Annotated in this window: 31 protein-coding genes and 1 pseudogene; 14 read left to right on the plus strand and 18 right to left on the minus strand. The window is 69.2% G+C overall.

The features are described 5' to 3' along the window. Positions 1–86 precede the first annotated feature (86 nt). Positions 87–584, plus strand: a complete 498-nt coding sequence (locus tag ACLML9_RS12720; RefSeq protein ID WP_411945708.1) for a nucleoside deaminase — start codon at positions 87–89, stop codon at positions 582–584. Positions 585–597: 13 nt separating this feature from the next. Here ACLML9_RS12720 and ACLML9_RS12725 read toward each other — a convergent pair whose 3' ends face one another. The 3 genes from ACLML9_RS12725 to ACLML9_RS12735 all read right to left on the minus strand — a co-directional run bounded on the left by ACLML9_RS12725 (position 598) and on the right by ACLML9_RS12735 (position 2,641). Continuing rightward, the gene (locus ACLML9_RS12725) at positions 598–1,242 is read right to left on the minus strand and encodes a methyltransferase domain-containing protein (protein WP_411945709.1); all 645 of its coding nucleotides are present in this window, start codon (positions 1,240–1,242) and stop codon (positions 598–600) included. Further along, positions 1,239–1,907 carry a DUF2064 domain-containing protein gene (locus tag ACLML9_RS12730; RefSeq protein WP_411945742.1) on the minus strand — a complete coding sequence of 223 codons (669 nt, stop codon included), beginning with the start codon at positions 1,905–1,907 and terminating at the stop codon, positions 1,239–1,241. Before ACLML9_RS12730 ends, ACLML9_RS12725 begins: the two co-directional genes overlap by 4 nt. A gap of 62 nt (positions 1,908–1,969) precedes the next feature. Continuing rightward, positions 1,970–2,641, minus strand: a complete 672-nt coding sequence (locus ACLML9_RS12735; RefSeq protein WP_411945710.1) for a glycosyltransferase family 2 protein — start codon at positions 2,639–2,641, stop codon at positions 1,970–1,972. 114 nt (positions 2,642–2,755) lie between these two features. On the opposite strand from ACLML9_RS12735, the gene ACLML9_RS12740 reads away from it, so the two are divergent. From ACLML9_RS12740 to ACLML9_RS12755, 4 genes are all read left to right on the plus strand, one after another. After that, positions 2,756–4,180 carry a hypothetical protein gene (locus tag ACLML9_RS12740; RefSeq protein ID WP_411945711.1) on the plus strand — a complete coding sequence of 475 codons (1,425 nt, stop codon included), beginning with the start codon at positions 2,756–2,758 and terminating at the stop codon, positions 4,178–4,180. A 19-nt stretch (positions 4,181–4,199) separates the two neighbouring features. Then, positions 4,200–4,937 carry a histidine kinase dimerization/phospho-acceptor domain-containing protein gene (locus tag ACLML9_RS12745; RefSeq protein WP_411945712.1) on the plus strand — a complete coding sequence of 246 codons (738 nt, stop codon included), beginning with the start codon at positions 4,200–4,202 and terminating at the stop codon, positions 4,935–4,937. A gap of 4 nt (positions 4,938–4,941) precedes the next feature. Beyond that, entirely contained in the window at positions 4,942–5,850 is a 909-nt protein-coding gene (locus ACLML9_RS12750; protein WP_411945713.1) for a polysaccharide deacetylase family protein, read from the plus strand. A gap of 277 nt (positions 5,851–6,127) precedes the next feature. Next, complete coding sequence (locus ACLML9_RS12755; protein WP_411945714.1) at positions 6,128–7,081, plus strand: oxygenase MpaB family protein; 954 nt, start codon at positions 6,128–6,130, stop codon at positions 7,079–7,081. Here ACLML9_RS12755 and ACLML9_RS12760 read toward each other — a convergent pair. After that, positions 6,994–7,371, minus strand: a complete 378-nt coding sequence (locus ACLML9_RS12760) for a chromate resistance protein ChrB domain-containing protein (protein WP_411945715.1) — start codon at positions 7,369–7,371, stop codon at positions 6,994–6,996. The two genes, ACLML9_RS12755 and ACLML9_RS12760, sit on opposite strands and share 88 nt — an antisense overlap. Before the next feature lie 8 nt (positions 7,372–7,379). Between ACLML9_RS12760 and ACLML9_RS12765 the strand changes: the two genes are divergently transcribed. Next, entirely contained in the window at positions 7,380–8,324 is a 945-nt protein-coding gene (locus tag ACLML9_RS12765; protein WP_411945716.1) for a chromate transporter, read from the plus strand. A 94-nt stretch (positions 8,325–8,418) separates the two neighbouring features. Here ACLML9_RS12765 and ACLML9_RS12770 read toward each other — a convergent pair whose 3' ends face one another. Continuing rightward, positions 8,419–8,985 carry a hypothetical protein gene (locus ACLML9_RS12770; RefSeq protein ID WP_411945717.1) on the minus strand — a complete coding sequence of 189 codons (567 nt, stop codon included), beginning with the start codon at positions 8,983–8,985 and terminating at the stop codon, positions 8,419–8,421. Between the two features lie 604 nt (positions 8,986–9,589). Between ACLML9_RS12770 and ACLML9_RS12775 the strand changes: the two genes are divergently transcribed. Next, a complete protein-coding gene (locus ACLML9_RS12775; RefSeq protein WP_411945718.1) occupies positions 9,590–10,033 on the plus strand; it encodes a hypothetical protein in 444 nt (147 codons plus the stop codon). Between the two features lie 319 nt (positions 10,034–10,352). On the opposite strand, the gene ACLML9_RS12780 is transcribed toward ACLML9_RS12775, so the two are convergent. Then, positions 10,353–10,847 (minus strand): ArsI/CadI family heavy metal resistance metalloenzyme, encoded by a 495-nt coding sequence (locus ACLML9_RS12780; RefSeq protein ID WP_411945743.1) that lies wholly within the window; start codon positions 10,845–10,847, stop codon positions 10,353–10,355. Between the two features lie 97 nt (positions 10,848–10,944). On the opposite strand from ACLML9_RS12780, the gene ACLML9_RS12785 reads away from it, so the two are divergent. The 3 genes from ACLML9_RS12785 (at position 10,945) to ACLML9_RS12795 (ending at position 11,711) form a co-directional block, all read left to right on the plus strand. Then, positions 10,945–11,304 carry an Rv2640c family ArsR-like transcriptional regulator gene (locus tag ACLML9_RS12785; RefSeq protein WP_411945719.1) on the plus strand — a complete coding sequence of 120 codons (360 nt, stop codon included), beginning with the start codon at positions 10,945–10,947 and terminating at the stop codon, positions 11,302–11,304. Between the two features lie 75 nt (positions 11,305–11,379). After that, positions 11,380–11,514 (plus strand): hypothetical protein, encoded by a 135-nt coding sequence (locus ACLML9_RS12790; protein ID WP_411945720.1) that lies wholly within the window; start codon positions 11,380–11,382, stop codon positions 11,512–11,514. Beyond that, positions 11,511–11,711 carry a hypothetical protein gene (locus tag ACLML9_RS12795; protein ID WP_411945721.1) on the plus strand — a complete coding sequence of 67 codons (201 nt, stop codon included), beginning with the start codon at positions 11,511–11,513 and terminating at the stop codon, positions 11,709–11,711. The genes ACLML9_RS12790 and ACLML9_RS12795 overlap by 4 nt, the downstream gene beginning before the upstream one ends. On the opposite strand, the gene ACLML9_RS12800 is transcribed toward ACLML9_RS12795, so the two are convergent. The 4 genes and pseudogenes from ACLML9_RS12800 to ACLML9_RS12815 form a co-directional block, all read right to left on the minus strand. After that, on the minus strand, positions 11,712–11,885 hold the full coding sequence (locus ACLML9_RS12800; protein ID WP_411945722.1) for a hypothetical protein: 174 nt from the start codon (positions 11,883–11,885) through the stop codon (positions 11,712–11,714). 10 nt (positions 11,886–11,895) lie between these two features. Then, a pseudogene (locus ACLML9_RS12805) lies at positions 11,896–12,138 on the minus strand (cytochrome P450); the annotation flags it as partial. 344 nt (positions 12,139–12,482) lie between these two features. Next, a complete protein-coding gene (locus ACLML9_RS12810) occupies positions 12,483–12,950 on the minus strand; it encodes an NUDIX domain-containing protein (RefSeq protein ID WP_411945723.1) in 468 nt (155 codons plus the stop codon). 82 nt (positions 12,951–13,032) lie between these two features. Further along, positions 13,033–13,434, minus strand: a complete 402-nt coding sequence (locus ACLML9_RS12815; protein ID WP_411945724.1) for an ArsR/SmtB family transcription factor — start codon at positions 13,432–13,434, stop codon at positions 13,033–13,035. Between the two features lie 53 nt (positions 13,435–13,487). On the opposite strand from ACLML9_RS12815, the gene ACLML9_RS12820 reads away from it, so the two are divergent. Continuing rightward, on the plus strand, positions 13,488–13,865 hold the full coding sequence (locus tag ACLML9_RS12820; protein ID WP_411945725.1) for a hypothetical protein: 378 nt from the start codon (positions 13,488–13,490) through the stop codon (positions 13,863–13,865). A 24-nt stretch (positions 13,866–13,889) separates the two neighbouring features. Here the strand turns inward: ACLML9_RS12820 and ACLML9_RS12825 are convergent, their stop codons facing one another. Next, the gene (locus tag ACLML9_RS12825) at positions 13,890–14,222 is read right to left on the minus strand and encodes a hypothetical protein (protein ID WP_411945726.1); all 333 of its coding nucleotides are present in this window, start codon (positions 14,220–14,222) and stop codon (positions 13,890–13,892) included. A 118-nt stretch (positions 14,223–14,340) separates the two neighbouring features. Between ACLML9_RS12825 and ACLML9_RS12830 the strand changes: the two genes are divergently transcribed. Beyond that, a complete protein-coding gene (locus ACLML9_RS12830) occupies positions 14,341–15,132 on the plus strand; it encodes an adenylate/guanylate cyclase domain-containing protein (RefSeq protein WP_411945744.1) in 792 nt (263 codons plus the stop codon). Positions 15,133–15,166: 34 nt separating this feature from the next. On the opposite strand, the gene ACLML9_RS12835 is transcribed toward ACLML9_RS12830, so the two are convergent. Together ACLML9_RS12835 and ACLML9_RS12840 are read right to left on the minus strand one after the other, a co-directional pair. Beyond that, positions 15,167–15,619 (minus strand): CBS domain-containing protein, encoded by a 453-nt coding sequence (locus ACLML9_RS12835; RefSeq protein ID WP_411945727.1) that lies wholly within the window; start codon positions 15,617–15,619, stop codon positions 15,167–15,169. Between the two features lie 628 nt (positions 15,620–16,247). Then, positions 16,248–16,448 (minus strand): hypothetical protein, encoded by a 201-nt coding sequence (locus tag ACLML9_RS12840; RefSeq protein ID WP_411945728.1) that lies wholly within the window; start codon positions 16,446–16,448, stop codon positions 16,248–16,250. Between the two features lie 228 nt (positions 16,449–16,676). On the opposite strand from ACLML9_RS12840, the gene ACLML9_RS12845 reads away from it, so the two are divergent. Continuing rightward, positions 16,677–18,155: a phosphatase PAP2 family protein gene (locus ACLML9_RS12845; RefSeq protein WP_411945745.1), complete on the plus strand. Its 1,479-nt coding sequence runs from the start codon at positions 16,677–16,679 to the stop codon at positions 18,153–18,155. Here ACLML9_RS12845 and ACLML9_RS12850 read toward each other — a convergent pair. Both ACLML9_RS12850 and ACLML9_RS12855 read right to left on the minus strand, forming a co-directional pair. Beyond that, a complete protein-coding gene (locus ACLML9_RS12850) occupies positions 18,139–18,735 on the minus strand; it encodes an NUDIX domain-containing protein (RefSeq protein ID WP_411945729.1) in 597 nt (198 codons plus the stop codon). The genes ACLML9_RS12845 and ACLML9_RS12850 overlap by 17 nt on opposite strands. Positions 18,736–18,870: 135 nt before the next feature. Then, positions 18,871–19,059 carry a hypothetical protein gene (locus tag ACLML9_RS12855; RefSeq protein ID WP_411945730.1) on the minus strand — a complete coding sequence of 63 codons (189 nt, stop codon included), beginning with the start codon at positions 19,057–19,059 and terminating at the stop codon, positions 18,871–18,873. A gap of 326 nt (positions 19,060–19,385) precedes the next feature. Here ACLML9_RS12855 and ACLML9_RS12860 point away from each other — a divergent pair, with 326 nt between their 5' ends. After that, the gene (locus ACLML9_RS12860; RefSeq protein WP_411945731.1) at positions 19,386–20,261 is read left to right on the plus strand and encodes an SAM-dependent methyltransferase; all 876 of its coding nucleotides are present in this window, start codon (positions 19,386–19,388) and stop codon (positions 20,259–20,261) included. A 19-nt stretch (positions 20,262–20,280) separates the two neighbouring features. Here ACLML9_RS12860 and ACLML9_RS12865 read toward each other — a convergent pair whose 3' ends face one another. From ACLML9_RS12865 to ACLML9_RS12875, 3 genes are read right to left on the minus strand one after another with little or no spacing between them, the layout of a single operon-like run. Beyond that, on the minus strand, positions 20,281–21,177 hold the full coding sequence (locus ACLML9_RS12865) for a glycosyltransferase family 2 protein (protein WP_411945732.1): 897 nt from the start codon (positions 21,175–21,177) through the stop codon (positions 20,281–20,283). A gap of 4 nt (positions 21,178–21,181) precedes the next feature. After that, entirely contained in the window at positions 21,182–22,069 is an 888-nt protein-coding gene (locus tag ACLML9_RS12870) for a glycosyltransferase family 2 protein (RefSeq protein ID WP_411945733.1), read from the minus strand. Further along, positions 22,066–23,022 (minus strand): polysaccharide pyruvyl transferase family protein, encoded by a 957-nt coding sequence (locus ACLML9_RS12875; protein ID WP_411945734.1) that lies wholly within the window; start codon positions 23,020–23,022, stop codon positions 22,066–22,068. Before ACLML9_RS12875 ends, ACLML9_RS12870 begins: the two co-directional genes overlap by 4 nt. Position 23,023: the final 1 nt, after the last annotated feature.

Raw genomic sequence — 23,023 nt, forward strand, 5'->3', positions numbered from 1 at the left:
GGCTTTTTGGTTTTGGGTGGGGCGGTTCCCGTTTCGCGGCCCCACCGCTACTGCCCTGGCCTGCCGTCATCGGCGAGGATGAGGCCATGACGATTTCCGCGCACGATAGGGAGCACCTGCGCCGCTGTGTCGAACTCGCCCGCGAGGCGCTGGCCGCCGGGGACGAGCCGTTCGGGTCGCTCCTGGTCGCCGCCACCGGCGAGGTGCTGTTCCAGGACCGCAACCGCGTGGCCGGCGGTGACAACACCCGGCATCCGGAATTCGAGATCTGCCGCTGGGCGGCCACCCATCTCACCCCGGCCGACCGCGCGGCGGCCACGGTGTACACCTCGGGCGAACACTGCCCGATGTGTTCGGCCGCCCACGGATGGGTCGGACTCGGGCGCATCGTGTTCGCCACCTCGAGCGGTCGGCTCGCCGAATGGTTGCGCGAGTGGGGGGCGCCGGTGGCACCGGTGGTCGCTCTGCCGATCACGCAGGTGGCGCCCGGTGTGGTCGCCGAGGGTCCGGCGCCCGAGTTCGAGCCGGAGATGCGTGCTCTCTATCAAAGGTGCTTCGCCCCGGACGGGCCTGCCGCGCAGTGACCCGTCGTCGGGCTCAGCGGCGCGTGCCGCTGCGCAGCCAGGCGATATGACGTCCCGCGATATCGGCAGTGGTGAGCAGATCGAACCCGGTCTCCCCCGCCAGCCCGGCGGCGTGATCGATACCCGCCTCGGCCCAGGGGAACCAGTCCCCGGCCTCGGTGCGGGTTTCCAGCCGGATCTGCCGGACGCCGATACCTGTGCCGGGACCGGAGAATTCGACGACGGCCAGGCCACCCGGCCGGAGCAGGCCGTCGACACGACGCAGGATGCGATGCGGGTCGCCGCCGATACCGATGTTCCCGTCGGCCAGCAGCGCGTAGTGCCACCGGCCGTCGCCGGGCAGCGGCCCGAAGATATCGCGGGCCACGGCCGGGGCGCCCCGGTGGCGGGTGACCGCGACCGCGGTGGGCGAGATATCGACGCCGAGCGCGATCACACCGCGACGGCACAGCGCCTCCACCAACCGCCCCGGCCCGCAGCCCAGATCGACCGTCGGTCCGTCACAACACCCGACCAGGACCGAATCCACATGCCGGTCGGCGGCGGTGATCCGGGCACCGCCGAGCCAGCGGCGGGTCGGCAGCCGGGTGCGCGCGCCATCGGTGGAGCGGATCCAGCAGTCGTGGCCGGTCAGGGCCGGATCGAAGCGGCCGATCACCGGGCGGCCCGCGTGGCGCCGAGTGCCGTCACCTCCGCGGCGAACCGCCCGGAACAGCCGGCGGCGACCCGCAGGGCGTCGGCGTAGTGATCGACATCGGTGAAGGCGGGCAGCAACCCGACCCGATATCCGTGGGCGCACAGGACGCGCCGAGTGCGGTCGCCGGTGGCCGCCGTGGACATGGGCACCTCCGCGAGCAGCCGGGCGGCCCGCGGATCGGACAGCCCCAGCCCCCACCAGCCGCCGTCGGTGGCGGGGCCCAGCAACGCGTCGGCCCCGGAGACCAGGGTGCGGGCCGCGTGGGTGAGCACTCGCGGGCCGAGCTGGGGCGTGTCCATCCCGATCTGCAATACCGGCAGCCCCACCCGCGCGGCGTCGGCGTGAGCGTTGGCCAGCCGCACCGCGAAACCCGGGCCGCGCTGCGGAACCACTTCGAAATCGGCCAGGCTCCGCGCCAGCTCGCCGCCGAGCTCCGCGGCGTCCAGATCGCCGGTGAACGCGACCACCCGGTGGGTGACCGGACAGGCGCGCACCGCGTCGAGGGTGTCCAGCAGTGCGGCGGCCGCCAGCCGGGCGGCCTGCACCGGTGTCAGCGGCGGGGTCAGCCGGGTCTTGGCGTATCCGGCAATCGGCGCCTTGGCCACCACCAGCACTGCCACCGGCACCGCCGCGCCGCCGGGGCGGCCGCCGCCGTCCGGTCCCGGGATGGGCGACCCGGCGACCCGGTTCACCGCAGGACCGCCAGGAAATCACGGGTCGCCCGCAGTGACCCCCGCGCCGTCCCCGATATCTTCGACCGCCCACCGGCGCGCGCCCGGTAGCTGATATCGACCTCGCGCACATCCCACTGCGCCGCGGCGGCGCGGACGAGCAGTTCCAGGGGATATCCGAAGCGGTCGTGCAATCGGCCCAGCGATTCCAGCCGCTCCCGGCCCGCGACCCGCATGGCGCCTATATCGTGCACCGGCAGCCCGTAGCGGCGGCGCAGCCGACCGGCGACGACACGGTTGCCGAGCCGGGTGTGCCACGGCCAGACCCCGCCGCTCACCGGCCGGCGGCGGCCCACCGCGAGATCGGCGCCGGCACGGATCTCGGCCACCAGCCGGGGTAGCTCCCCGGGGTCCATCGATCCGTCGCCGTCGAGGACGGCGACCAGTTCGGTGCGGGCCGCGGCGATACCGGCCTGCACCGCGGCCCCGTAACCGGGGCGCGGTTCGGTGACCACCCGGGCGCCGTATCCGATCGCGACGGCGGCGGTGTCGTCGGTCGACCCGTTGTCGACGACGATCGCCTGATATCCGGCCGGAAGCGCGGCCAGCACTGCCGGCAACGCCTCGGCTTCGTTGCGGCACGGGATCACCACGGTGACACCGGCCGGTTCGCGGTGCTCTGTCGGCATGGGTGCCACGCTAAGCCCACAGCGGCGGAAATCCGGTGACAAAACCATGACGTCGTGTCCGAATTCGCTGGTGAATGCGCTGTCACCGGGCCGGACCGGCCTAGGGTGGCCTCTGTGCCGGAGCTGATCGAGATCGCCGAACCCCGCACCCGGTTCCGGGGCGAGCTACTCGGTGCGGTGGGCGCGGCGCTGTTGGTGGCGGTCGCGTTCACCGTTCCGCAACTGGCCGGCGAATCGTGGCGGCGCAGTCTGTTCGCCGCGGCAGCGCCCATTTTCGGCCACTGCTCGCCGCATATCGGCTGGGGCACCCTCCCGGCACTGGCGCTGTCGGCGGCCGTGGTCGCCCGGGGTCCGGCGCTGGCCGACCGGCTCCCCTGGCGACGGCTGCTCACCGTCGGTTACCTCACCGCGGTGGTGTGGGCGTTCGCACTCGCCCTGGTGGACGGGTGGAGGCGGGGTTTCACCGCGCGGCTCGCCGACGGCCACGAATATCCGGCCGAGGTGCCCGGAGTCACCGATATCCCGGCGATGCTGGACTCGTTCGCCGGCCGGATCGTCGACGGACAACCGGACTCCTGGACCACGCACGTCTCCGGCCACCCGCCCGGCGCGCTGCTGTTCTTCGTTGTGCTCGACCGGATAGGCCTGGGTGGATCCACCTGGGCGGGGATCATCTGCGTGCTGGCGGGCTGCAGCGCGCCGATCGCGGTAGCGGTCGCGATGCGGGCTCTGGGCGCCGAGGACCGGGCCCGCCGGGCGCTGCCGTTTCTGGTGCTCGCGCCGGCCGCCATCTGGATCGCGGTATCCGGCGACGCTCTCTTCGCCGGGGTCACAGCATGGGCGGTGGCGCTGCTCGCCGTCGCCGCGGGCGCGCGATCCGCCCACCTCGCCGGGAGCGCGCCCGGGCCCACGACCGACCAGCCGCCCGTTCCGGGACCCGATCCCCCCATGGCCCGCCGGACCGCGATACCGGCCGCGTTGGCGGCCGGAGTGCTGTTCGGCGTCGGGATCTACCTGAACTACGGCCTGATCCTGATGGGCCTGCTCGCCGTCGCGGTGCTGCTCGGCGCCCGCACGGTGCGGCCGCTACTGCCCGCCGTGCTGGGCGCGCTGGTCGTGGTGGCCGGTTTCACGGCCGCCGGATTCTGGTGGCTCGACGGCTATCACCTGGTGGTCGAACGCTACTACCAGGGGATCGCCGCCACCCGCCCGTTCGGGTACTGGTGGTGGGGCAATCTCGCCGCCACGGTCTGCGCGGTCGGGCTCGCGACGGCGGCGGCGCTCACGCGGGCATTGGCGCCGTCCCGGCTGCGGGCCCTCGACCCGGCCGCGCTGCTGGTCGCCGCCGCCGTCTGCGCTGTCGCCGCCGCCGACCTCAGCGGGTTGAGCAAGGCGGAAACCGAACGGATCTGGCTGCCGTTCGATATGTGGCTGCTCGCGGCGACGGCGTTCCTGCCGCGTGGGCACGTTCGCCCCTGGCTCGCTGTCCAGGCCACCGGGGCACTGCTGCTGGTCCATCTGCTGCTGACGAATTGGTGAGGCATCCATGTGCGTACTCGTGCCCGATGACCTGCCGGAGATCATCGGCTACACACTGGCCTGCGCACTGCCGGTGGTGACAGCGGGCGCCCTGGTGCTGCGCGCGCTCCGCGATCGTTCGCTCACCGCGAGTGCGGTGGTACTGGCGCTCCTCCCGACCCTGGCCGCGCTGGCCGGTATCACCGGGGCGAGCGGGCTGAGGGTCACCGCCGAGTTCGGGCGCACCACCATCGTATTGCTGCTGGTCGGCGCGGTCACCGTACCGGCCGCCGTATTACTCGGCCGGGCATGTTCCCGGAAGAGGGCGCGGGAGAATCGGATTCGCGAACAAGTCCATGCCACCGAACAGTCGCGGCGCGCACTGGTGGCCTGGGTGAGCCACGATCTGCGGACCCCGCTCGGCGGGATCCGGGCCGTGACCGAGGCCCTCGACCACGGGGCGCCGGCCGACCCGGCCGATATCGCCCGGTACGCCGAGCGCATCGGCCGGGAGACCCGGCGGCTGTCCCGGATGGTCGACGATCTGTTCGAGATATCGACGAGTTCGTCGGGCGCCCCGCGGCTCGACCTCGAACCGCGGGACCTACACGAACTCATCGACGAAATCTACGCCCCCCATCGCGCCGGAATCGGTTCCCCCGCCAGCCGGCCCGCCCCGCCACGGCCCGGCACCGCCGCCGACCCGGTCCCGGGCGGCACCCTGCGGGTCCGGCCGGAACCGTACGACGGCGTGGCACCGACCACCGGAAGGAATTGAACGGATGGACAGAAAGATTCAGGTGGCCCTCGGCATCGACGTCGATTCCTGCGCCGGCTGGCTCGGTTCCTACGGGGGCCAGGATTCGCCCAACGATATGCAACGGGGCGTATTCGCCGGCGAGGTCGGTGTACCGCGCCTGCTGCGGCTGTTCGAACGCCGCGGTATCCGGGCCACCTGGTTCTGGCCCGGGCATTCCATCGAGACCTTTCCCGCGCAGGCACGCCGGTGTGTCGAGGCGGGACACGAGATCGGCGCCCACGGGTACAGCCACGAGAACCCGCGAGCGCTCACGCCCGACCAGGAACGCGATGTCATGTCCAGATGCGTGGAACTCATCGAACAACTCAGTGGCCGCCGCCCGCTGGGCTATGTCGCGCCGTGGTGGGAGATGAGCGAGCACACCGCGACCATCCTCGCCGATTACGAGTTCTCCTACGACCATTCGCAGAACTACAACGATTTCGTTCCCTTCTACGCCCGCGTCGGTGACACCTGGACGCCCATCGACACCTCCGGTCCTGCCGCACACTGGATGAAACCGCTCGTGCACGGACACGAGATCGACCTGGTCGAGTTCTGCGGCAACTGGTACGTCGACGACCTACCGCCGATGATGTTCATCAAGGCACATCCCAACTCGCACGGGTTCGTCGCGCCGCGCGCGATCGAGCAGATGTGGAACGACCAGTTCGACTGGGTGTACCGGGAACTGGACTACGCCGTCATCCCGGTCACCCTGCATCCCGACGTATCCGGGCGGCCACAGGTACTGCTCATGCTGGAACGCCTGCTGGACCGCTGGGCGGACTTCGACGGCGTCGAGTTCGTCACGATGGCCGAGGCGGCGGCGGAATTCCGCGCGCGCTATCCGTTCGAATGCCCGGACCGGCCCGAAGGCGTCGGCCGGTGAACGCGTCGGCCGGAGTTGCGGAAAGGCCGGTTCCGCGGATGTGCTCGGGCCGGAGACCGGGACGAGCCGGTCCGGAATTCCGGGCGATGATCGGTCAGGGGGTGCGGCGGCGGGCCGCGGTCCCGGTGCCCGAGTCGCGGCGGTGCGGGCCGGCTCGGCGGCTCGCCGCCGGATCCAGCGAGCTCGGCGGCCGCGGGCGTAGTACTGCGGGAACTGCGGTGATAAAATTCAGCTGAAAATCATTTCTTCTTCCTGTCCGAGGTGACGAGGTGACGAAATGACGACCCACGCGACTGCGCACACCACCGAGGCCGCCGACCCCCGGGTCCGGCCCGAAGTGCTACAGGAGTTCCGCAAACATTCCGGCAGTGTGCTGGCCGGTGCTTTCGCCGGTGCCGCTTTCGACGAGGTGGCGCTGGCCCAGGTCGCCGCCGCGGTGGACCGGACCGGCCGGTTCGAGGAGAACTTCACCGATCGCACCATCCGCGGTGGTGCGTCCGCGATGATCGCGCTGTGGGGTGATTCCGACGACCGCCGGGCCGAATCGGAATGGCTGAAACTGCGGCATCGTGATGTGCGTGGTACCGGTTCGGCGGAATTCGGCGGGGTGGAATACAGTGCGCTGACTCCTCATACCTGGAAATGGGTCGCGGTCAGCGGAATATTCGTGGTGCTCAATACCTTCACCTACTGCACCGGCACGGAATTGCGGCCGGAGGAGGAGGAAGCCGCCTATCAGCTGCTGCGCGGGACCTTCGTGGATCTCGAACTGCCCAGCGCGGCAGGCAAGTTCCCCGCGGATCTGGCCGAGGCACGGGAATACTACGACACCATGGCGACCGGAGAACTGGCCGAGAATCCATTTCTGGTCGAGAAATTCGCGGCCCTGACCAAGCTGCCGTTGCCGACCTCGAGGTTGTCGCGGTCGGCCCGGCGGGCCCTGACCCCGCTGTGGCTGGTGATCCGGCCGGTGGTCGGGCATGTGATCCAGGTGTGTTCGTCCAAGGCCATGCATCCGGCGGTGCAGGAGCTGACCGGCTTCGAGCTGAAGCCGCGGCACGATCGGGAATTTGCGATCTATGTGCGGCTGCTGCGGTGGGCATGGCACCACCTGCCCGACCGGGTGCTGTTGCAACCGCTGGCCTACAACCGCTTCCAGTACGAGAAGCTCGTGGATACCCTGCGCGGGTTCGGGCTGGATTCGTTCGCGGTTCCCGAAGCCCGGCGCTGAACGGGCGGGCGAAATTGTGACCACCGGATACCGCTATCGGTTTCCGGTGAAACGCATTCGGCGATGAGGGGGTCAGGCCGGTTCGCGGCCGAGAAGTGTTTCACGGCGGTAGTACTCGTAGAGGCGTCCAGACCGGGTGCTTCGGGAGCGTCGAAGCGTTCGTCGTCGATATCGGCCTCGTGCACGATCTCGGCGATCCGCCACAACACCGGATCGGTGAGATCGTGGCGGTGCAGGATCGTTTCGACGCTGCAGTCCCCACCGTGGTGGCCGAGGTCGACCCCGCGCATATCGAACGGTGTCGCTTCCGCGACGGGTTGCGCGGCATCCGATACCGGCCTTCGTCGCCCAACGCGCCGTCGAGGTCTACGGCTGGCTATCCCCCACCGACATGGTCCGCGGCCTCGCCCTCGCCGAATCCACCCCAGGCCCCCTGATCATGGTCGTACAATTCGTCGCTTTCCTCGGCGCCTACCACCACCCCGGCACCCTCAACCCCTGGGCCGCAGGCATACTCGGCTCCCTGCTCACCACCTGGGTCACCTTCGTGCCCTGCTTCCTGTTCATCCTGCTCGGCGCCCCCTACGTCGAACGCCTCCGCCACAACCACACCCTCTCCACTGCGCTGACCGGCATCACCGCCGCCGTCGTCGGCGTCATCGCCAACCTCGGCCTCTACTTCACCATCCACACCCTGTTCACCGACACCCACGCCCTCACCGCCGGACCCCTGCACCTTCAGCTCCCCGACCTCACCAGCATCCAGCCCATCGCCCTCGCGATCACCGCCATCGCCGCGGTTCTCGCCTTCGAACTCAACTGGTCCATGCTGCGCATCCTCGGCGTCAGCGTCATCCTCGGTCTCGCCGCCACCATGGCCGGACTCCCGCAGACGCGCCAACTCCTCATCCGCGAACACCCGCGTCGCCACGAAACCGACCTCCCACACCAACCAACAGTGTTGGGAGCCAAGCCAACCAGTAGTCCGCCTCCACCGAAGGCCGAACCGGGCCTCACCGGCGGTCAGCTGCGACTACGCCATATCCGTTGGTTTTTCGCCGGAAGCCGTGGTGTGGAAGTAGGTACAGCTGGCGGGCAGGCGCCGCGCGTTGCCCCCGGCGCCCGACGCAGTACAAGCTTCGTTGTTCAAAAACATATGCGTACTGGACATCGGAGTGTGGTGGCCTCGGCCCGCCGGTATTCCCACCTGCTGGGGCCCCGGGTGCTGCGGGCGGCAGGATGACCATCTTCTGGCGTCGCCACCGGACTCTGGCGGGTCGACCGCCACGGCTCCGGTGTCGGGTTCACCCCAGGTCCAGGGCGCGACGCCGTGCTCGTCACAGCTCGACCCTGCGAATCACAGTCCGCCCGGTCTGCGGATCCACATATGGGGTCTCGATTGTCCTGAACGGCGTGGGGCTTCGGAACAGTATCTCCTCCTCCTCAGGCCTACCCGTGTAAGCACTCACGTCCTTACCGTGCTTCGACAAGAGCTGAAACTCCACAGGAATACCGCTCATGCGGTCGGTGCCGAATGCGGCCTTGTCCGTCCTTGACGCGGAGGTGAATGCCGCCTCGACCAGATCCGGATCGTCCCGGTAACGGGCCAACGCTTCGGGTGAAAGGTTGACCCGACGTACGACCCATTTGTTGTTGTAGTCGGGCAGCTTGCTCAGGGCCGAGTTGATGTCGTCGCGCAACAGTTGCTGGTAGCGGCTCATATCGTTCTGGCGTATTGCGAAGTTCAACCCTCCGGAGGTTCTCCCATAGCGCTGCAGTGCGGACCTGTCATCGTCGGTGAGAGCAGGTGTGTCGATCTGCGGGCCGATTGTCGTATCCCCCGCACGAGCAGCATCGTCATGTATTCCCAGGGGCTTGCGGTGGTCGTCTTCCCCAAGGATCACGGCCCGAATATTCCTCCCTTCGAGAGAGGTTCTCGATGTCCTGTCGAGTAGCCCTTCGCCCCGCTCTTCGGCACCCGTTACTCCACCGATCACATCTCGGATATGTTGTGCCGCTGCTGCTTCCGACCGCGCCTCCTCCGCCGCCCCTCGAGTCAACTGCTCGGACAGCTGGGCCGCCCATCTCGCGACTTCGTCGGCAGGTTGCCACCGGTTCACGAGATCACACATCCTCGACCGATGCGTCGAGCCACGAGATTCCCTCCGAATCGACGGATCCGACAGGCTGGACCCTACTCCCGCAAATGGAGCCTGGACACACTACCGGAGCAGTTTAGCGAATGACGACTTCGGCTTGGCCCGCAGACTCCATCGAGGGCAGCCACCCCCGACTACGATCTTAGCGGATCGACCTGAGGTCGAGGTACGCCACACCTGCAAGGCCGAACTGCAGGCGGCGGTCGCGGCGATCGATGAACTGGTGCCGCAAGCGGATCCGGAGTTCGATTCCCAGCGGCTCGAGGAACTCGCTGGCCGGTTCGCCACAGTGCGGGCTTTCCTTCCGGCGATGGTGCGGCACATCGACTTCGGCGCTGTCGGCGACGGTGTGGCGGTGCTGAAGGCGGTGCGGGAGCCGGCGGATTTGTTTGCACCGCAACGTGGCCGGGGCCTTTCCGTGCGGTGGCTGGACGCTCGCCGGGTTGATCACGATCTGGTGAGCGGGGGCTGGTCGCGGCTGGTGTATCCGGACGGCCGGCCGGAGGAGACGGTGGACCGGGCCTCGTACACGTTGTGCCTGCTCGAGCAGTTCCATCGGCATCTCGAGCACCGCAACATCTTCGCCGAGCACTCCTCGAAGTGGCGTGACCCGCGCACGCGTCTGCTGTCGGGGATGGCGTGGGAAGAGGCCCGCGAGCGTGGTATGAACGCGCTCGGGCTGCCGGAGTACCCCCGCCAGCTGCTGGCCGATCTCGCCGAAGACCTCGACCACGAACCGATGAATCACCACCGCTACCGCCGCGCCCCGTCATCGTCCGTGCCTGGGTACTGAAGTAGTCGAACTCCGAACCGTCAGGTTCGAATCGTTTTCGACCTGAACCCGCGGACTTCGTGTCGTTAACGCTGGTCCGTTCCGTACTGGTGACTCCGGAATTTATCTGCGGTAGCGCTCGCCACGAAGCCTGGATTGATAGCCAAACCGCTTAGCGTGACTTTTCGCGGATCAGTCCCACGTGCCTTTCCGCGGAGCGGGGATCTTGAAAGTTCATCGCTTTCCGACCGGCAGCAGCCGGACCGGCATCGGCAACCCCGGGGCCGGCGCCTGAACTACAGTGCTCACACGCGCACCGCCCCGCGCCCCGGCATCGCGGTTATCGGGCAGCCCCGGCGGCCGGGTCGCAGCACGCGGTCCCGGACTCGCCGCGGCCGTCGGTACCGCAGCACGCCTGCACCGCTTCCCCATCGGAGACCTCGGCGAACCCCGGAGCCGTGCCGAAGGAATCCGAATCGGCCAGCACCGTGTAGACCTCCCACCGCTCCTCACCAGGCCCGGTCACCCACACCTTGTCCTGGGTGGCGAAACAACACGTCATCGCGATCTGCTCCTCGGTGAACAACCCGGCCTCCGACAGCCGGGCGATCTCGGAATGCACCTTCGCCGAGGACTCGACCTCGACACCGAGGTGATTGAGGCTGCCTCCATGGCCGGGGTTCTCGATGAGCACCAGCTTCAACGGAGGTTCGGTGATCGCGAAGTTCGCGTAGCCCGGTTTCACCTTCGCCGGTGCGGCGCCGAACAGGGTCGAGTAGAACCCGACCGCGGTGTCCAGATCGTCGACGTTGAGCGCGAGCTGTATCCGGGACATCATGACCACCACCTGTGTGACATATATCGAATAGCTGACGGCGACCAGTCTGCCACCTTTTCGACATAAGTCAATAAGCGCGGGTAGGATCGGGTACATGCCGAAAGCGCTGCCCGTCATCGATATCACCGCTCCCGTCTGCTGCGCCCCCGTGGCCGCCGGCCCGGTCGACGACGACGCGGCACTGCACGTCGCACTCCGGCTCAAAGCGCTCGCCGACCCGGCCCGGGTCAAGCTCATCTCCCTACTGCTCGCCGACCCGGACACCGGCCGCACCGGCGGCGACCTCGCCGCGGCCGTCGGGTTGTCCGAATCGACTGTCAGCCATCACCTCGCCCAACTGCGCAAGGCCGGGTTCATCGACTCCGAACGCCACGGGATGAGCGTGCTGCACCAGGCCCGCCGCGACGCCCTCACCGCCCTGTGCACTGTCCTGGACCCCCACTGCTGCCGCTGACTCCCGGCAGGGGCGACCACCTCCGAGACCGGTACGGCCACCGCTCAGGAGCCGATCCGATGAAGGAACCCGCCGATGATCACTGACCCGACGCTCACCCGGATCGGCGAGGCGGTCACGCTGCACCATCACCAGGGGCAGCGTGCGGCCGCGCACGAGATGTTCACGCAGATCTGGTCACCGACGAGCGGACGGCGGAGGCCGGGGTGACGCTCTCGGTGTCCGGTTTGTATCCGTCGTTGCACCTCGATGTGGGCGAGTGCTATCGCAAGCCGGGCGATCTCGACCGTGCCCGAGAGCATCTCCAGCGGGCGCGGGAGACGATCGGCGCGCTCGGCGACGACGAGTACGGGCAGCTCATCAGGGGTGGCCTGGAGCAACTGACGCAACAGCTGTCCACCGAGTGATCACGGGGGCGGCCGCGCGGCGCCCGGCGCCGGTACCTGCACCGGCTGCCTCGTCGCGGGCGGCTCCGATGTCTCCCCCGATGTCCGGCCGGTAGGCGAGTTCAGCTGGTGCTGCGGATATTTCATTTGGTAGAGGGTGATGAGTTGGTGGGCGGCCAGCGAGTTCGTGATCATCTCCGGGCGTCTACGGAAGGGCCACCGGCGCCGCGGGCCGGAAGGTGACCGGCAGGGCGGTCAATGCCCGGTGGAACGGTCCGGGACGCCACCGCAATTCCGTGACCGGACACGCCAGTTCCATATCGGGAAGTGCGTCCAGGAGATGATCGATCGCGTCTTGGGCGATGAGGTAGGCGATCGAACGGGCGGGGCAGCTGTGCGGACCCGTGCTCCAGGCCAGGTGGGAGCGGTTTCCGGTACGGTCTCGGCCGGGGGCGTGGTGACCGGGTGGCGTGATGACAACCGGTTCGATCCGAGCACTGGTCGTGGTCGTCCCTGGGGCGTCGGCCCCGGCATCTGTTTGGGATCTGACGGCGGCTCGGGCCGAGGAGCCGGCCGCGGTCGTATGCATGGACCAGGACACGGTCTGGCGGCCGGCCAGTCGTGGAATCACCGTTGCGGAGGCACGTCAACGCTCCGAACTGCATGGTGACCCAGGACTGACAGAGTCGGCGACGACCCTGCTCGCCGTGGTCGCCTGAATCGGCACCCGGCTGTAACGAGGCCCGGACGGACCGAGCCGTACCGCAATATGCACTGCCGAGCCGACGATTGTCAGTGAAGTCGCTCGGCAAGCCGGGTCAGCAATGGCCGCTGGCCGGTGGTCAGTTTGTCGTGCGCGGTGGTCAGATCGAACCATTCGACCCGATCGACCTCGGGGAAAGCGCGGTACTCGCCCGACCGCGGTGGCCATTCCATCTCGAATGTCCCCGGTATCACCCGAGCCGGATCGAGCTCGCCCTCGACCGCCCACACCGTGACCTGCTTCTTGCTCCGCCCGCTGCCGTAGTGCACTTCACCCAGCGCGATCCACTCCCCGTCGGGCACCGGCACTCCCAATTCCTCGTCGAATTCGCGACCGGCGGCGGCGCGGGCTTCCTCGGTCTCCGGCTCGTACTCGCCCTTGGGGATCGACCACGCTCCCGAATCCTTACGCGCCCACAGCGGCCCGCCCATATGCCCCAGCAGCACGTGTATCTCCGGCCCACGACGAAACAGCAGAACTCCGGCGCTGTATTTCATGGCGTGCAGTCTGCCGGACTCCGCCCCGGCACGGGGAACCGCCGAGGACGGGACCGGCGATGGCGGGTATCCCCGAGTCCGGTCAGTGCGCGGCCACGGGCCGTTTCAGCGCCGCGAGCAGTTTCGCGCGGTCCTCGGGCGAGCCGGTCCACTTCTCGTCGTCCTCGACGAGATCGGCCAGAGCGCGGAACACCACGTCGAGCAACCCCGGGAACCGGGCCTGCAGATCCGCGGAGCGCAGGCGCATCACCCTGGTGCGTCCGGAGACCGTCGTCCGGGTGATACCTGCTTCGCGCAGGACCCGGTAGTGATGCGAAAGCGTGGACTTGTGCAATTCGATGTTCTGACTGAGTTCGCCGCAGTTCTCGCCCTCGTCCGCGGCCAGGCAGGCCACCAGTTGGAGCCGGATCGGGTCGGACAGCGCGTGCATGATCGCCGCCAGCTCGAGGTCGGCGGTATCCGGGTGCGACAACTCGGCGGGCATGAGCGGTTCTCCCTTCAGCTCTTGACAGTTTGAGAATCATACAACAATTATTGTTGGAAATTCTTCAAACAATCAGGAGGCAGCATGTCCGGCGAACCACGTACACCCGTCGCGGTCCTGGGGCACTCGCCGAGGCCGAAGGGATCAAAGGCAGCGAACTCGTCCCGTTCACACCCGCCGTGGTCTCGCTACTGCCCGATATGGCGGCGCAAACCGCCGCACAGGTCGAAGCCGGGCACTATCCCGGCGACGACACCTCCATTTCCTCGGCCTACACCGCGTTCACCACACTCCGCGAAGTGATCGCGCGCCACGGCATCGACACCGGCGTACTCGACGCCACGGGCGAGGTCTTCCGGCGCGCGCTGGCGGCCGGCCACGGGGCCGAGGGGCTCGCCCGTCTGGTCCCGGTACTCGCCGGCGACCGCTGAGTGCTGAGCCGGGCCAGCGGCATATCACTCACGCAGGATCGAATGCTGCACCGCCTCCGATGCCACGCCCTCCGCGGCCCAATCCCCGATCTTCCGATGCAGTGGTGCGGGCACCTCCCCCACGCCGCCGTCCCGTAGCGCCGCGGCCACCAGGTCCAGGCATCCGGTGACCACCTCGGCCGCGTCGTGCCGCCCCACCCCGCACGGCATCGGCGCCGCCGGTTCGACGCCGTCCTCGTCCGGGGCCGGATGGTCCAGTAATTGCTGGGAAAACCGCCGGCTGCGGTGCAGATGCCCGACCGCGGATATCCCGGCGATCTCCAGTTGCCGAGTTGCGTAAGGACTACTCGTCGGCACTGACCTCGACCTCCATTGCCGACGCGTGCCCGGAGCCGACGGCAGCATCCGAGCCCACATCCATATCAGTAAAACTGCAACCGCCGGTGAGCGCCGGACCCACCTGCTCGGCCGCGTGCTGGAGGCCCCCTCCCCGGAACTGGCCGACCAACTCGCCGCGGCCGTCGTCGAGGAGGCCGCCGACCTGATCGTGCTGTGGCGGCTGCTGGTGCGCAGCCGCCAGGAAGTGGCGGAACTCCAGCGCAGACCGGACACGCGACAGCTGTTGATGAACCACGGGCGGGAAGCGGTGAAGACCGCGAGCCTCGTGTGCACGAGAGGTTTTCGCGCGGCGGTACTCAGCTCGATCGAGGACCTGGCCGGCTGGGCACAGGTCGAACGCCCCGATCTGGCGCGGCTGACCGCCGAGGGCGATGTCGTGATCGCCTTCTCCGATATCGAGGGATCGACCGCGCTCAACGAACGACTGGGTGACCGGGCCTGGGTCGCGCTGCTCGGCCGCCACGATCGGCTGATCCGCAGATCCGTCGCGGCGCGCGGCGGTCATATCGTGAAAAGCCAGGGAGACGGCTTCATGATCGCCTTCGGCGACGCCGAGCAGGCGGTACGGTGCGGCCTCGAAGTCCAGGCGGCGATCGGCACCATCGCCCGGCCCGCGGGCGGTGTGCGGGTGCGTATCGGTATCCACCTGGGCAGATCGGTGCGGCGCGGCGACGACCTCTTCGGACGGAATGTGGCCATGGCCGCCCGGGTCGCCGGTCAGGCGCACGGCGGCGAAGTCCTGGTCAGCGAGGAAGTACGCGACGCCATGGCCGCTGCCCCGGATATCGCCGTCGCCGCCACCCGCGAAGCCGAACTCAAAGGGTTTCGCGGCACCTACCGCCTGTATGCGGTCGCCCCGGCGGACTGAAACCCGGCCGGGTCCGGCGCGCGGCGGCGCCGGATCAGGTCGCCGGAGGCTCCGCCCGGAGCGGCAACTGCTGCTCGCAGACCTGCTCGACGAATTCGCCCGTCGTCGCCGCGGGCAGATGCCGCGCGATATCGGCCTCGGTGACGATCCCGATCAGGCACCCCTCCTCGGTCACCGGCAGCCGCCGCAGCTGATACCGCTGCATCGTCGACAGCGCGTCGGCCACGTCGATGTCGGCGGCCGTCGTATGCAATTCGTCGGCCTGGGCGAATTCTCCGGCGGTGGAGGTCGCCGGGTTGTGGCCGAGAGCCACACAGTTCACCACGATGTCCCGGTCGGTGACGATCCCGACCGGCCGCCCCTCGCCGTCGCAGATCGGCAGAGCGCCTACATCGCGCTGCCGCATCTGCTGGGCGGCGGTGGCCATGGTGTCCCGCACGCCGATGCTCACCACTGCCGGATGCATGATGTCACGCACTGTGGTCATACTTCCTCCTGGTTTCGAGGTCGTTGCCTGGATACGTCCACGAAACCACGTATTTCATCTGTCCTCCCAGAGATGTTTCGAAGATGTTGTTCGCACGCGGGGCAGCCCGCCCGGAAATGCGGGCCCGGCCGGACTCACCCCCCTCCCGCGCTTGTTCCGGCCCTTCTCACACCGTCGCCGCGATACCGCTGTGAACGGCCTGCGCGACGGCCGGGTGGGAGAGGTATTCGGTGAGGCTGTGTACCCGCTCCCGGGAATTGTCGACCGGGATCTCGCGCAACTGTCCTGACCAGGCGTGCCGTAACGGGCATCCGAGGGTGATCGGGTCGACCGCCGCCCCGGCATTGAGCCAATCGCCTACCCGGTCGGGGCGGTGTGGGCCGCGGACCAGCAGTTTGCCGTTGAACCGGTGATACCCGGCGCGCGACGCTGGACCGATGAGTTCGCGCCCGCCGCCCTACGGCCTGTGCCTGGAGCGGCTCGAATCGCAGCCACCGCACACGCTGATCTCAGTCGTCACCGACTACCGCGGTGTCCCCGGCCTGGAGCAGCGCCGCGATATCCTCGACGACACAGCCGGGGCCACCGAGGCAGTCCGTACTCGTCATCTCCTGAGCGGGCCACCGCGTCACGCGGCCGACAGGGACGCCAGGAAACAGGGCAGGGTCGGCGGAAACTGCATAGTGCACACGAGGGCGGTCCGCGCGGCGGCGTTCTGCTGCTCGGTCACCCCGGGCTCGAGCGGTAGCGCCGGCGACGAAGTCGCGGTGGCGAGGGGAACCGCCAAGAGAAAAGCGGCGAGAATTCCGCCGCGAACAGCATTACGCACGATTGCGTCCTTTCCGAGTGACGTCCCGACCCGCACCCGTTCCAGTGTGCCGGAGACAGACCCGCCCGCGCAGCAGACCTGCGTCGGCAACAAACCGATTGCGGCTGCTGTTCGGGGGAACTCCTGGACAACCGACTACATCCGAACGAACAGTTCCCGGTGGCCGGCCACACGATCACGTGGCACGACCGGGGCGTCACCCGAACAGCAGGAGGTGTTGCGTTGTCTGTGGACCGGCGCGACGAAGAGGCCGCGACGGGCGTCGAACAGCCCGGCGACGCGGCTCGGCCCAGCGCGGCGGCCGAACGGTTCGCCGTCCGGAGCGTCGCGGCATTGCTCGCGACAGTAGGCGCCGGTATCGGGTTCGGAGTGCTCACAGCGCTGGTCCGGGTGCGGTGGCAACCGTTGCAGACGGCGGATCAAGCGGTCGCCGATCGGGTGACCGCAGTCGTCGCCGAACACCCGGTCCTGCGCGAGATCCTCTTCGCCGTCACCGATCTCGGCGCGACAGTCACGTTGGGCGGAGTACTCGCCGTGGGTGTGCTGTGGCTGCTCCTGCGTCGTCTCCCGCGGCCGGCCGTTCTCGTGATGCTCACCGGCGCGGGCGGATTGATCCTCAACCCCGTCGTCAAAGAGCTCGTCGCGCGGCTCCGGCCGGTGGTGGAAACTCCGGTCTACCGTACGGACGGATGGAGCTTCCCCAGCGGGCACGCCATGAGTTCCCTGGTGTGCTACGGCATTCTCCTACTCGTTTTCGCCCCCGTCCTGCACACGAGAGCGCGGCGCGTGATCTCCGGGTGCACGGTCCTGCTCGTGGCGGCTGTCGGGCTCAGCCGGATAGCGCTGGGCGTGCACTACCTCACCGATGTCCTCGCGGGCTGGCTGCTCGGTTCACTGTGGCTCGCCGCGATCACCGTCGCGTTCCACCGCTGGCGTGGTGACACCGGACTCGGCGGCGCAGGTCCGCTGCCCGGCGATGTAGGGCCGGACGAGCGAGACGACCTGCGGCCGGTCCCGGAACGGCACGCCCCCACGATGCCCCACCCCTGGCGCGGGTTCGGCGAACTGACGGTCGCGTGGGTGCTGCTCGTGGGGCTGCTCATCGGGATGGGCAAGCTGGTACGCGCTGCCGGAACCGGCAACCCGGTCGCCCGTTGGGATCACAGTGTCGTGGCCGCACTGGCCGCGCACCGCGGTCCCACGCTCACCTCCGTGCTCGACGTGTTCGGCGAGATCGGCAACACCACCGCGGTCATCACCGTCGCCCTGGTCATCGCCGTACTCGCGGTGGCGGTCCAGCGCAGCCGGCGACCGGTACTGTTCCTCGGCGTCGCGCTGCTGGGCGAGGTCATGCTGTTTCTCACCACCTCCGCGATCGTCGACCGCCCACGCCCGGACGTCACCCCGCTCGACCCCGCCCTGCCGCCGACCTCGAGCTTTCCCTCCGGACACCTGGCCGCGTCCCTGACTCTGTACGCGGGCAGCGCCGCGCTGCTGTGGTGTTCCACCCGCAGGAGGCCGTACCGGCTGCTCGCCACCACACTGATCCTGATCCCCGCCCTGGTGGCGGCACAGCGGCTGTATGCCGGTGCACACCACCCCACCGACCTCCTCGGCTCACTCCTGCTGGCATCGATATGGACCACCGTCGCCTGGTGGGTCGTGCGGCCGGTGCCGGCCCGCGCGGCGGCTACCGGCGGAGTTTAAGCAGCAGGTAGGCCGCCATGGACGGGCCGTCGGTGAGCACCCCGCTGCGCAGCATCGCCTCCACCTCCGATTCGGGGAACCACTGCTGGCGCATATCCTGTTCGGTGTGCTCGCGGTTCGGTGCGCCGGGCGTCAGCTCGGTGGCGAGGAACACGTGACAGCCCTCCCCGGTCATCGCGTTCGCGCAGTGCAACCGGCCGAGCCGTTCCAGCCGGCCCGCCGTGAATCCGGTCTCCTCGGCGAGTTCGGCCGCGGCCAGTTCCTCCGGGCTGCCGGTCACTCCCTCGGGGAAGGCCCCGGACGGGAACTCCCAGGACCGGGCCCGCACGGGATAGCGGTACTGTTCCACGAGGTGGAACCCGCCTTCCTCCCACGGGATGACGAGCGCGAAATCGGGTTTGTCGATCACCGAGTAGAGCCCGGGCGATCCGTCCGCGTGCTCGATCCGGTCCTCGCGCAGCGACAACCACGGATTCCGGTAGACGACCCTGGACGACAGCGTTTTGATGGACACTTCTCCAGTGTCCCGCCTCCTCTGCGCCGCCGGCCCGTACCGCGCGATTTCCCGGCGATGATTCATGCCGGACACTCCCGCCACTCGAACAGAGCCGTCGTTCCGGACCGCCACATTCCCACTACTCGCCCGGAATCGGCAACCTGGTGCGGCACAGTCGTTCCGGGGCGGCTCAGGTTCCTGAGTATCCCGAGTACCCGGTCACCGGCCTCGACGACCTTCGTGATTCCGGTGCGCGGCGGCTCCGCGCCGGCGCGACTCTGCTCGCTCCGGCCAGGTGTAGACCGCGGCGTACCCGGCGATGGCGAGTGCGATCAACCCGATGAGGCCGGTGATCACCGTGGCCCGCATCACTCTGCGTTCGTCGAAGCCGTTGAGCACAATCCACAAGTCGGGCCGGAACTATGGTTCCCTTCGCACGAATCTGCACCATGCCGGAACGGGCCGGCTCCGGAAGGCTACGGCCGGTGCCGATCCGGCGGTACCTGCGGTCGGAGATCTCCGGAACCGGGAAGGGATCTTCTTCGTTGACACGGTGTCCCACCAAGCGTGGCCGAGTTCACGGGGCGACAAGCCCACGATGTGGGAGGTGGGCGTGTACGTCGGCCACGGTGTAATCATCGGCCGCCGTTGGCAACACAACCATAAATAGTGTTGCCGTGTTACATTCGAAAGGGCCCCTGGAGGGCGACCGTTCGGTATGTGATGGAGGCGCGATGACGATCGATACCGCCCTCTCGCTCGGTGTCCAGCCGGTCGGCGCGGACACCGACCGGCCCAGCATCCCCCGGGCCTACGACTACAGCCTGGGCGGCAAGGACAACTACGCGGTGGACCGTGCGGCCTTCGAGCGGATTCGGCGAATAGCGCCCCGGCAAGGCGATGTGCACGTCACGAACCGGCGCTGGCTGACCCGTGCCGTGCGATCGCTGGCCGAGGGTGCCGGGGTCCGGCAGTTCCTGGATCTCGGCGCCGGACTGCCCACCCGCGATCCCCTCCATGTCGTCGCACAGGAATGCGGGCGCGGCGACGTGGAGTTCGTGTACATCGACCACGACCCGCTCTGCGTCGCCCACGGCCGGGCGATGCTGGAGCGCAACGAGAACACCCATTACCTCCCCGGCGACCTCACCGATCCCGCGGCGACACTGGAGAAGGCGGGCCGCCACCTGGACCTGCGGCAGCCGGTCGCGGTCCTGCTGGGCGCGGTCCTGCACCACCTCGCCGACGACCACGATCCGGCGGGCATCGTGGCCCGCTACATCGATCTGCTCCCGGCCGGCTCGTACGTGGCGATCACGCATTACTGCGATCCCGGTCAGGCTCGTCCCGAACTACACAAGCTGGCGCGGGAGCTCGAACGGGCGCATGCGCAGGAGGGATTCGGCTCGGGACGGTACCGGAGCCCGGAGCACATCCGCGCGCTCTTCGGCTCGCTGGACCTGGTGGAGCCGGGACTGACCCCGCTGGACGAATGGTGGCCGCAAGGGCCGCCGGTCCGCGCCGCGGCACCCGAGGAGCACCTCATCCTGGGCGGACTCGGGCACAAGCCGGGGCGCCACCCCGAACCCCTCCGGCTCGTCTGCCGATGAGATCCCCGGCGCCGGGAGCTCAGCCCACGTAGCGGCGAGCCGGGGAGCGGCGTTGCGACTCCTCCAGCCGGACCAGGCCTTCCTCCACACCCGGCGGCACGACCTTGCGCTCCCGGAGCACCCAGGGCAGTCCGCGCAATGTCTCCAGCACGGCCGCGGCGGTCGCCCGGTCGGCCGGAGCGGAACCGAGCACCACCGCGGTCCGGCGGGCCGCACTGCGCACCGGGCGGCGCAACCACAACGTCCACAGGGTGTTCCGGATCCCGAGGCCGCGGCGACGCGTCGAATCCCTTTTTTCGGACGGGGCGTGGTGGATGACCATGTCCGGAATCCAGCACATCCACCAGCCGTGTGCCGCGAGATCCAGTGCGAGCAACTCCTCCTCCCCGCCGAACCACAGCCGCGGCGAGAAACCACCGACCTCGGTGAACGCGCTGACGCGGAAGGCGGACAGACCCGCCATGATGCCGAGCAGCGCCGGCCCCGGAAGCCAATCCGGGCCGGCGACCGGGGAATCACGCAGTTCCGGTGTGATCGGGTCCTCGCGCAGGTCGGGCGCGACGAGACAGCGCCCGGTCACCGAGCCCAGCCCCGGGTATGCGTCGAGCAGGTCCGCGGCGCGGGTCAGCGCGCCCGGCTGCCACTGCGTATCGTCATCGCAGAACGCCACGTAGGGTGTGCGCGCCCGCCGGACCGCGATATTGCGGGCCACCGCGCCGAGATTCTCGGACGCGCGGACGAGTTCCACCGAGGGGAACCGGTCGGCCACGGCGTCCGCGGTGCCGTCGGAGGACGCGTTGTCGACCAGGATGATCGGCGCCGCGTCGGGCAGGGTCGTCATATGCGCCAGCGTTTCCAGCAGCTGGTTACGCCGGTCGCGGGTGATGATGACGACCGTCATCCGATCGGTGGCCATCGGCTCATTTCCTTCCGTCGGCGAGTTCGAGGATTCTGGCCCGGCTCTCCACATCCGGCGGTAGCCGGCGTCGCTGTGCCAGCGCCCACGGCAGCCGGCGGATCACGCCCGCGACCGCGAGCCACGCCCCGGGCTCATAGGCGGTCCGGCCGAGCAGCCGGACGGTTTCGGCCGCGCACTGCCGGATCGGACGCCGCATCCAGGTGATCAACGCGTTGTTGCGCTGTTCGGCCCGGCGGCGCCACGCCGGCGGCGGACGGTGCGTGGAGGGGTGGTGATGGGCCCGCACCGCGGGCACGTAGCACAGATGCCAGCCGCGCGCCGCCAGATCCAATGCCAGCAAACGCTCTTCGGCGCCGAAATGCAGCAGCGCATTGAAGCCGGCCGCCTCCCGGTACGCGTCCCGCCGCACGATCGCGGCGCAGGCCAGGAAGCCGAGCACCGAGGGGCCGGGCAGTTCGGCGGTATGCCCCAGCGGGCTGGCCGCCATCCGCTCGTTCACCGGATCGTCGCGGTGGTCGCCACCCACCAGCGTGCGTCCCGCGACGAGACCGAGTCGCGGACAGCGGTCGAGGACCCGTTCGGCTTCGGTGAGCGCGTCAGCGGCCCACCACGAATCGTCGTCGCTGAACGCGATATACGGGGTCCGGGCGACGGCGACGCCGAGATTGCGCGCCGCCGCTCCGAGATTGCGGTGCAGCCGGATGACCTTCACCCCCGGAAAGCTCCGGGCTCGTCCGGTGGTGTCGTCGTCGGAGGCGTTGTCCAGCACCACGATCGGCGGTTGCGGCCGCAGCGTGCACAATTCGGTCAGGGTGCGGGTCAGCTCCCCGGCCCGATTGCGGGTAGCGACAACGACCGTGGTCTTCGGGGTGCCGCCGGGCGCGTTCATGCCGGCCCTTCCCCGCGCAGCTCGCCGAGCAGCTCGCCGGTCAGCGCATCGGCCGCGGGCAGATTCTGCCGTCGCGCCCGCTCCCGCCCGGACGGCGACAGACACCACGTCCACCAGTGGTCCAGCGTATCCGGGTCCGCGACCCGTTCCGCGGCCACGAGCGCGGGCCAGCCCAGCGCCGTCGCCTGGGCCGTGACCTTCCCGCCGCCCGCGACCGGATCCACCGCCAGCACCGGGATTCCGGCGCGCAGCGCGAACACCAGACCGTGCAGCCGGGTCGTGACGACGGCGTCGAGGCGGGCGAAGACCGACGCGAGCTGGTCGGGGGTGGCGCAGTGATGCCAGTCGTCGGTGGCCAGCCGGGTATCGAGTGGTACCCGGGCGCAGTCCAGGCCGCCCAGCCAGCGCCCGAGCGCCTCGTGCACCGGGCGATGCCGGCGCGCGGCACCGTATTCGGTCTGTCCGGGCGCGAGCACCACACCCGCCACCGCGACACAGGCGGTGGTCGCCGACACCGAGAGATCGGGCCGGCTGGTGGTGCGATCGTCGCGGGCCAGCACCCGGTGGAAACCGGTGACCGCCGCGTCGGCCGGGTCCACCACGGTGACCCCGACCGCGATACGCCGGCAGTCCGCGTACCGTTCGTGCAACGAGCGGACCTGCTCGCCGTGGATCGGCCCGCAGACGAAGACGAGATGCGAGTAGCGGCCGGCGTCGGCGTCGTCGAGATGCATTCCCTCGGCCCGGAACCGCGGGCTCCACGCCGTATCGTGCGGTATCCCGGCGGCGGTGAGGCTCTCGCTCACATGACGCATGCTCAGCACATCCCCGGCCGTCGCCTCGCCGTGCACGAAACTGGACCAGCCGGTCACCAGTACCCGCGTGGTCGGCGCCCGCTCTGTCCGGCCCGGCGGGGCGGGCGGCGCCGTGGGTACGTCCGGGGCGGCGGCCACC

It is taken from the genome of Nocardia sp. NPDC002869, assembly GCF_046764065.1.
Taxonomy (GTDB): Bacteria; Actinomycetota; Actinomycetes; order Mycobacteriales; family Mycobacteriaceae; genus Nocardia; species Nocardia rhamnosiphila.

Excerpts from the sequence above, each read along its gene's own strand:
- ACLML9_RS12810 (WP_411945723.1), bottom strand. The coding sequence starts at position 12,950 with ATGAAATACAGCGCCGGAGTTCTGCTGTTTCGTCGTGGGCCGGAGATA.
- ACLML9_RS12860 (WP_411945731.1), top strand. The coding sequence starts at position 19,386 with ATGACGATCGATACCGCCCTCTCGCTCGGTGTCCAGCCGGTCGGCGCG.
- ACLML9_RS12800 (WP_411945722.1), bottom strand. The coding sequence starts at position 11,885 with ATGATCACGAACTCGCTGGCCGCCCACCAACTCATCACCCTCTACCAA.
- ACLML9_RS12750 (WP_411945713.1), top strand. The coding sequence starts at position 4,942 with ATGGACAGAAAGATTCAGGTGGCCCTCGGCATCGACGTCGATTCCTGC.
- ACLML9_RS12835 (WP_411945727.1), bottom strand. The coding sequence starts at position 15,619 with ATGACCACAGTGCGTGACATCATGCATCCGGCAGTGGTGAGCATCGGC.
- ACLML9_RS12760 (WP_411945715.1), bottom strand. The coding sequence starts at position 7,371 with ATGCGCGGGGTCGACCTCGGCCACCACGGTGGGGACTGCAGCGTCGAA.
- ACLML9_RS12870 (WP_411945733.1), bottom strand. The coding sequence starts at position 22,069 with ATGAACGCGCCCGGCGGCACCCCGAAGACCACGGTCGTTGTCGCTACC.
- ACLML9_RS12790 (WP_411945720.1), top strand. The coding sequence starts at position 11,380 with ATGATCACTGACCCGACGCTCACCCGGATCGGCGAGGCGGTCACGCTG.
- ACLML9_RS12755 (WP_411945714.1), top strand. The coding sequence starts at position 6,128 with ATGACGACCCACGCGACTGCGCACACCACCGAGGCCGCCGACCCCCGG.
- ACLML9_RS12735 (WP_411945710.1), bottom strand. The coding sequence starts at position 2,641 with ATGCCGACAGAGCACCGCGAACCGGCCGGTGTCACCGTGGTGATCCCG.
- ACLML9_RS12815 (WP_411945724.1), bottom strand. The coding sequence starts at position 13,434 with ATGCCCGCCGAGTTGTCGCACCCGGATACCGCCGACCTCGAGCTGGCG.
- ACLML9_RS12720 (WP_411945708.1), top strand. The coding sequence starts at position 87 with ATGACGATTTCCGCGCACGATAGGGAGCACCTGCGCCGCTGTGTCGAA.
- ACLML9_RS12780 (WP_411945743.1), bottom strand. The coding sequence starts at position 10,847 with ATGTCCCGGATACAGCTCGCGCTCAACGTCGACGATCTGGACACCGCG.
- ACLML9_RS12785 (WP_411945719.1), top strand. The coding sequence starts at position 10,945 with ATGCCGAAAGCGCTGCCCGTCATCGATATCACCGCTCCCGTCTGCTGC.
- ACLML9_RS12865 (WP_411945732.1), bottom strand. The coding sequence starts at position 21,177 with ATGGCCACCGATCGGATGACGGTCGTCATCATCACCCGCGACCGGCGT.
- ACLML9_RS12850 (WP_411945729.1), bottom strand. The coding sequence starts at position 18,735 with ATGAATCATCGCCGGGAAATCGCGCGGTACGGGCCGGCGGCGCAGAGG.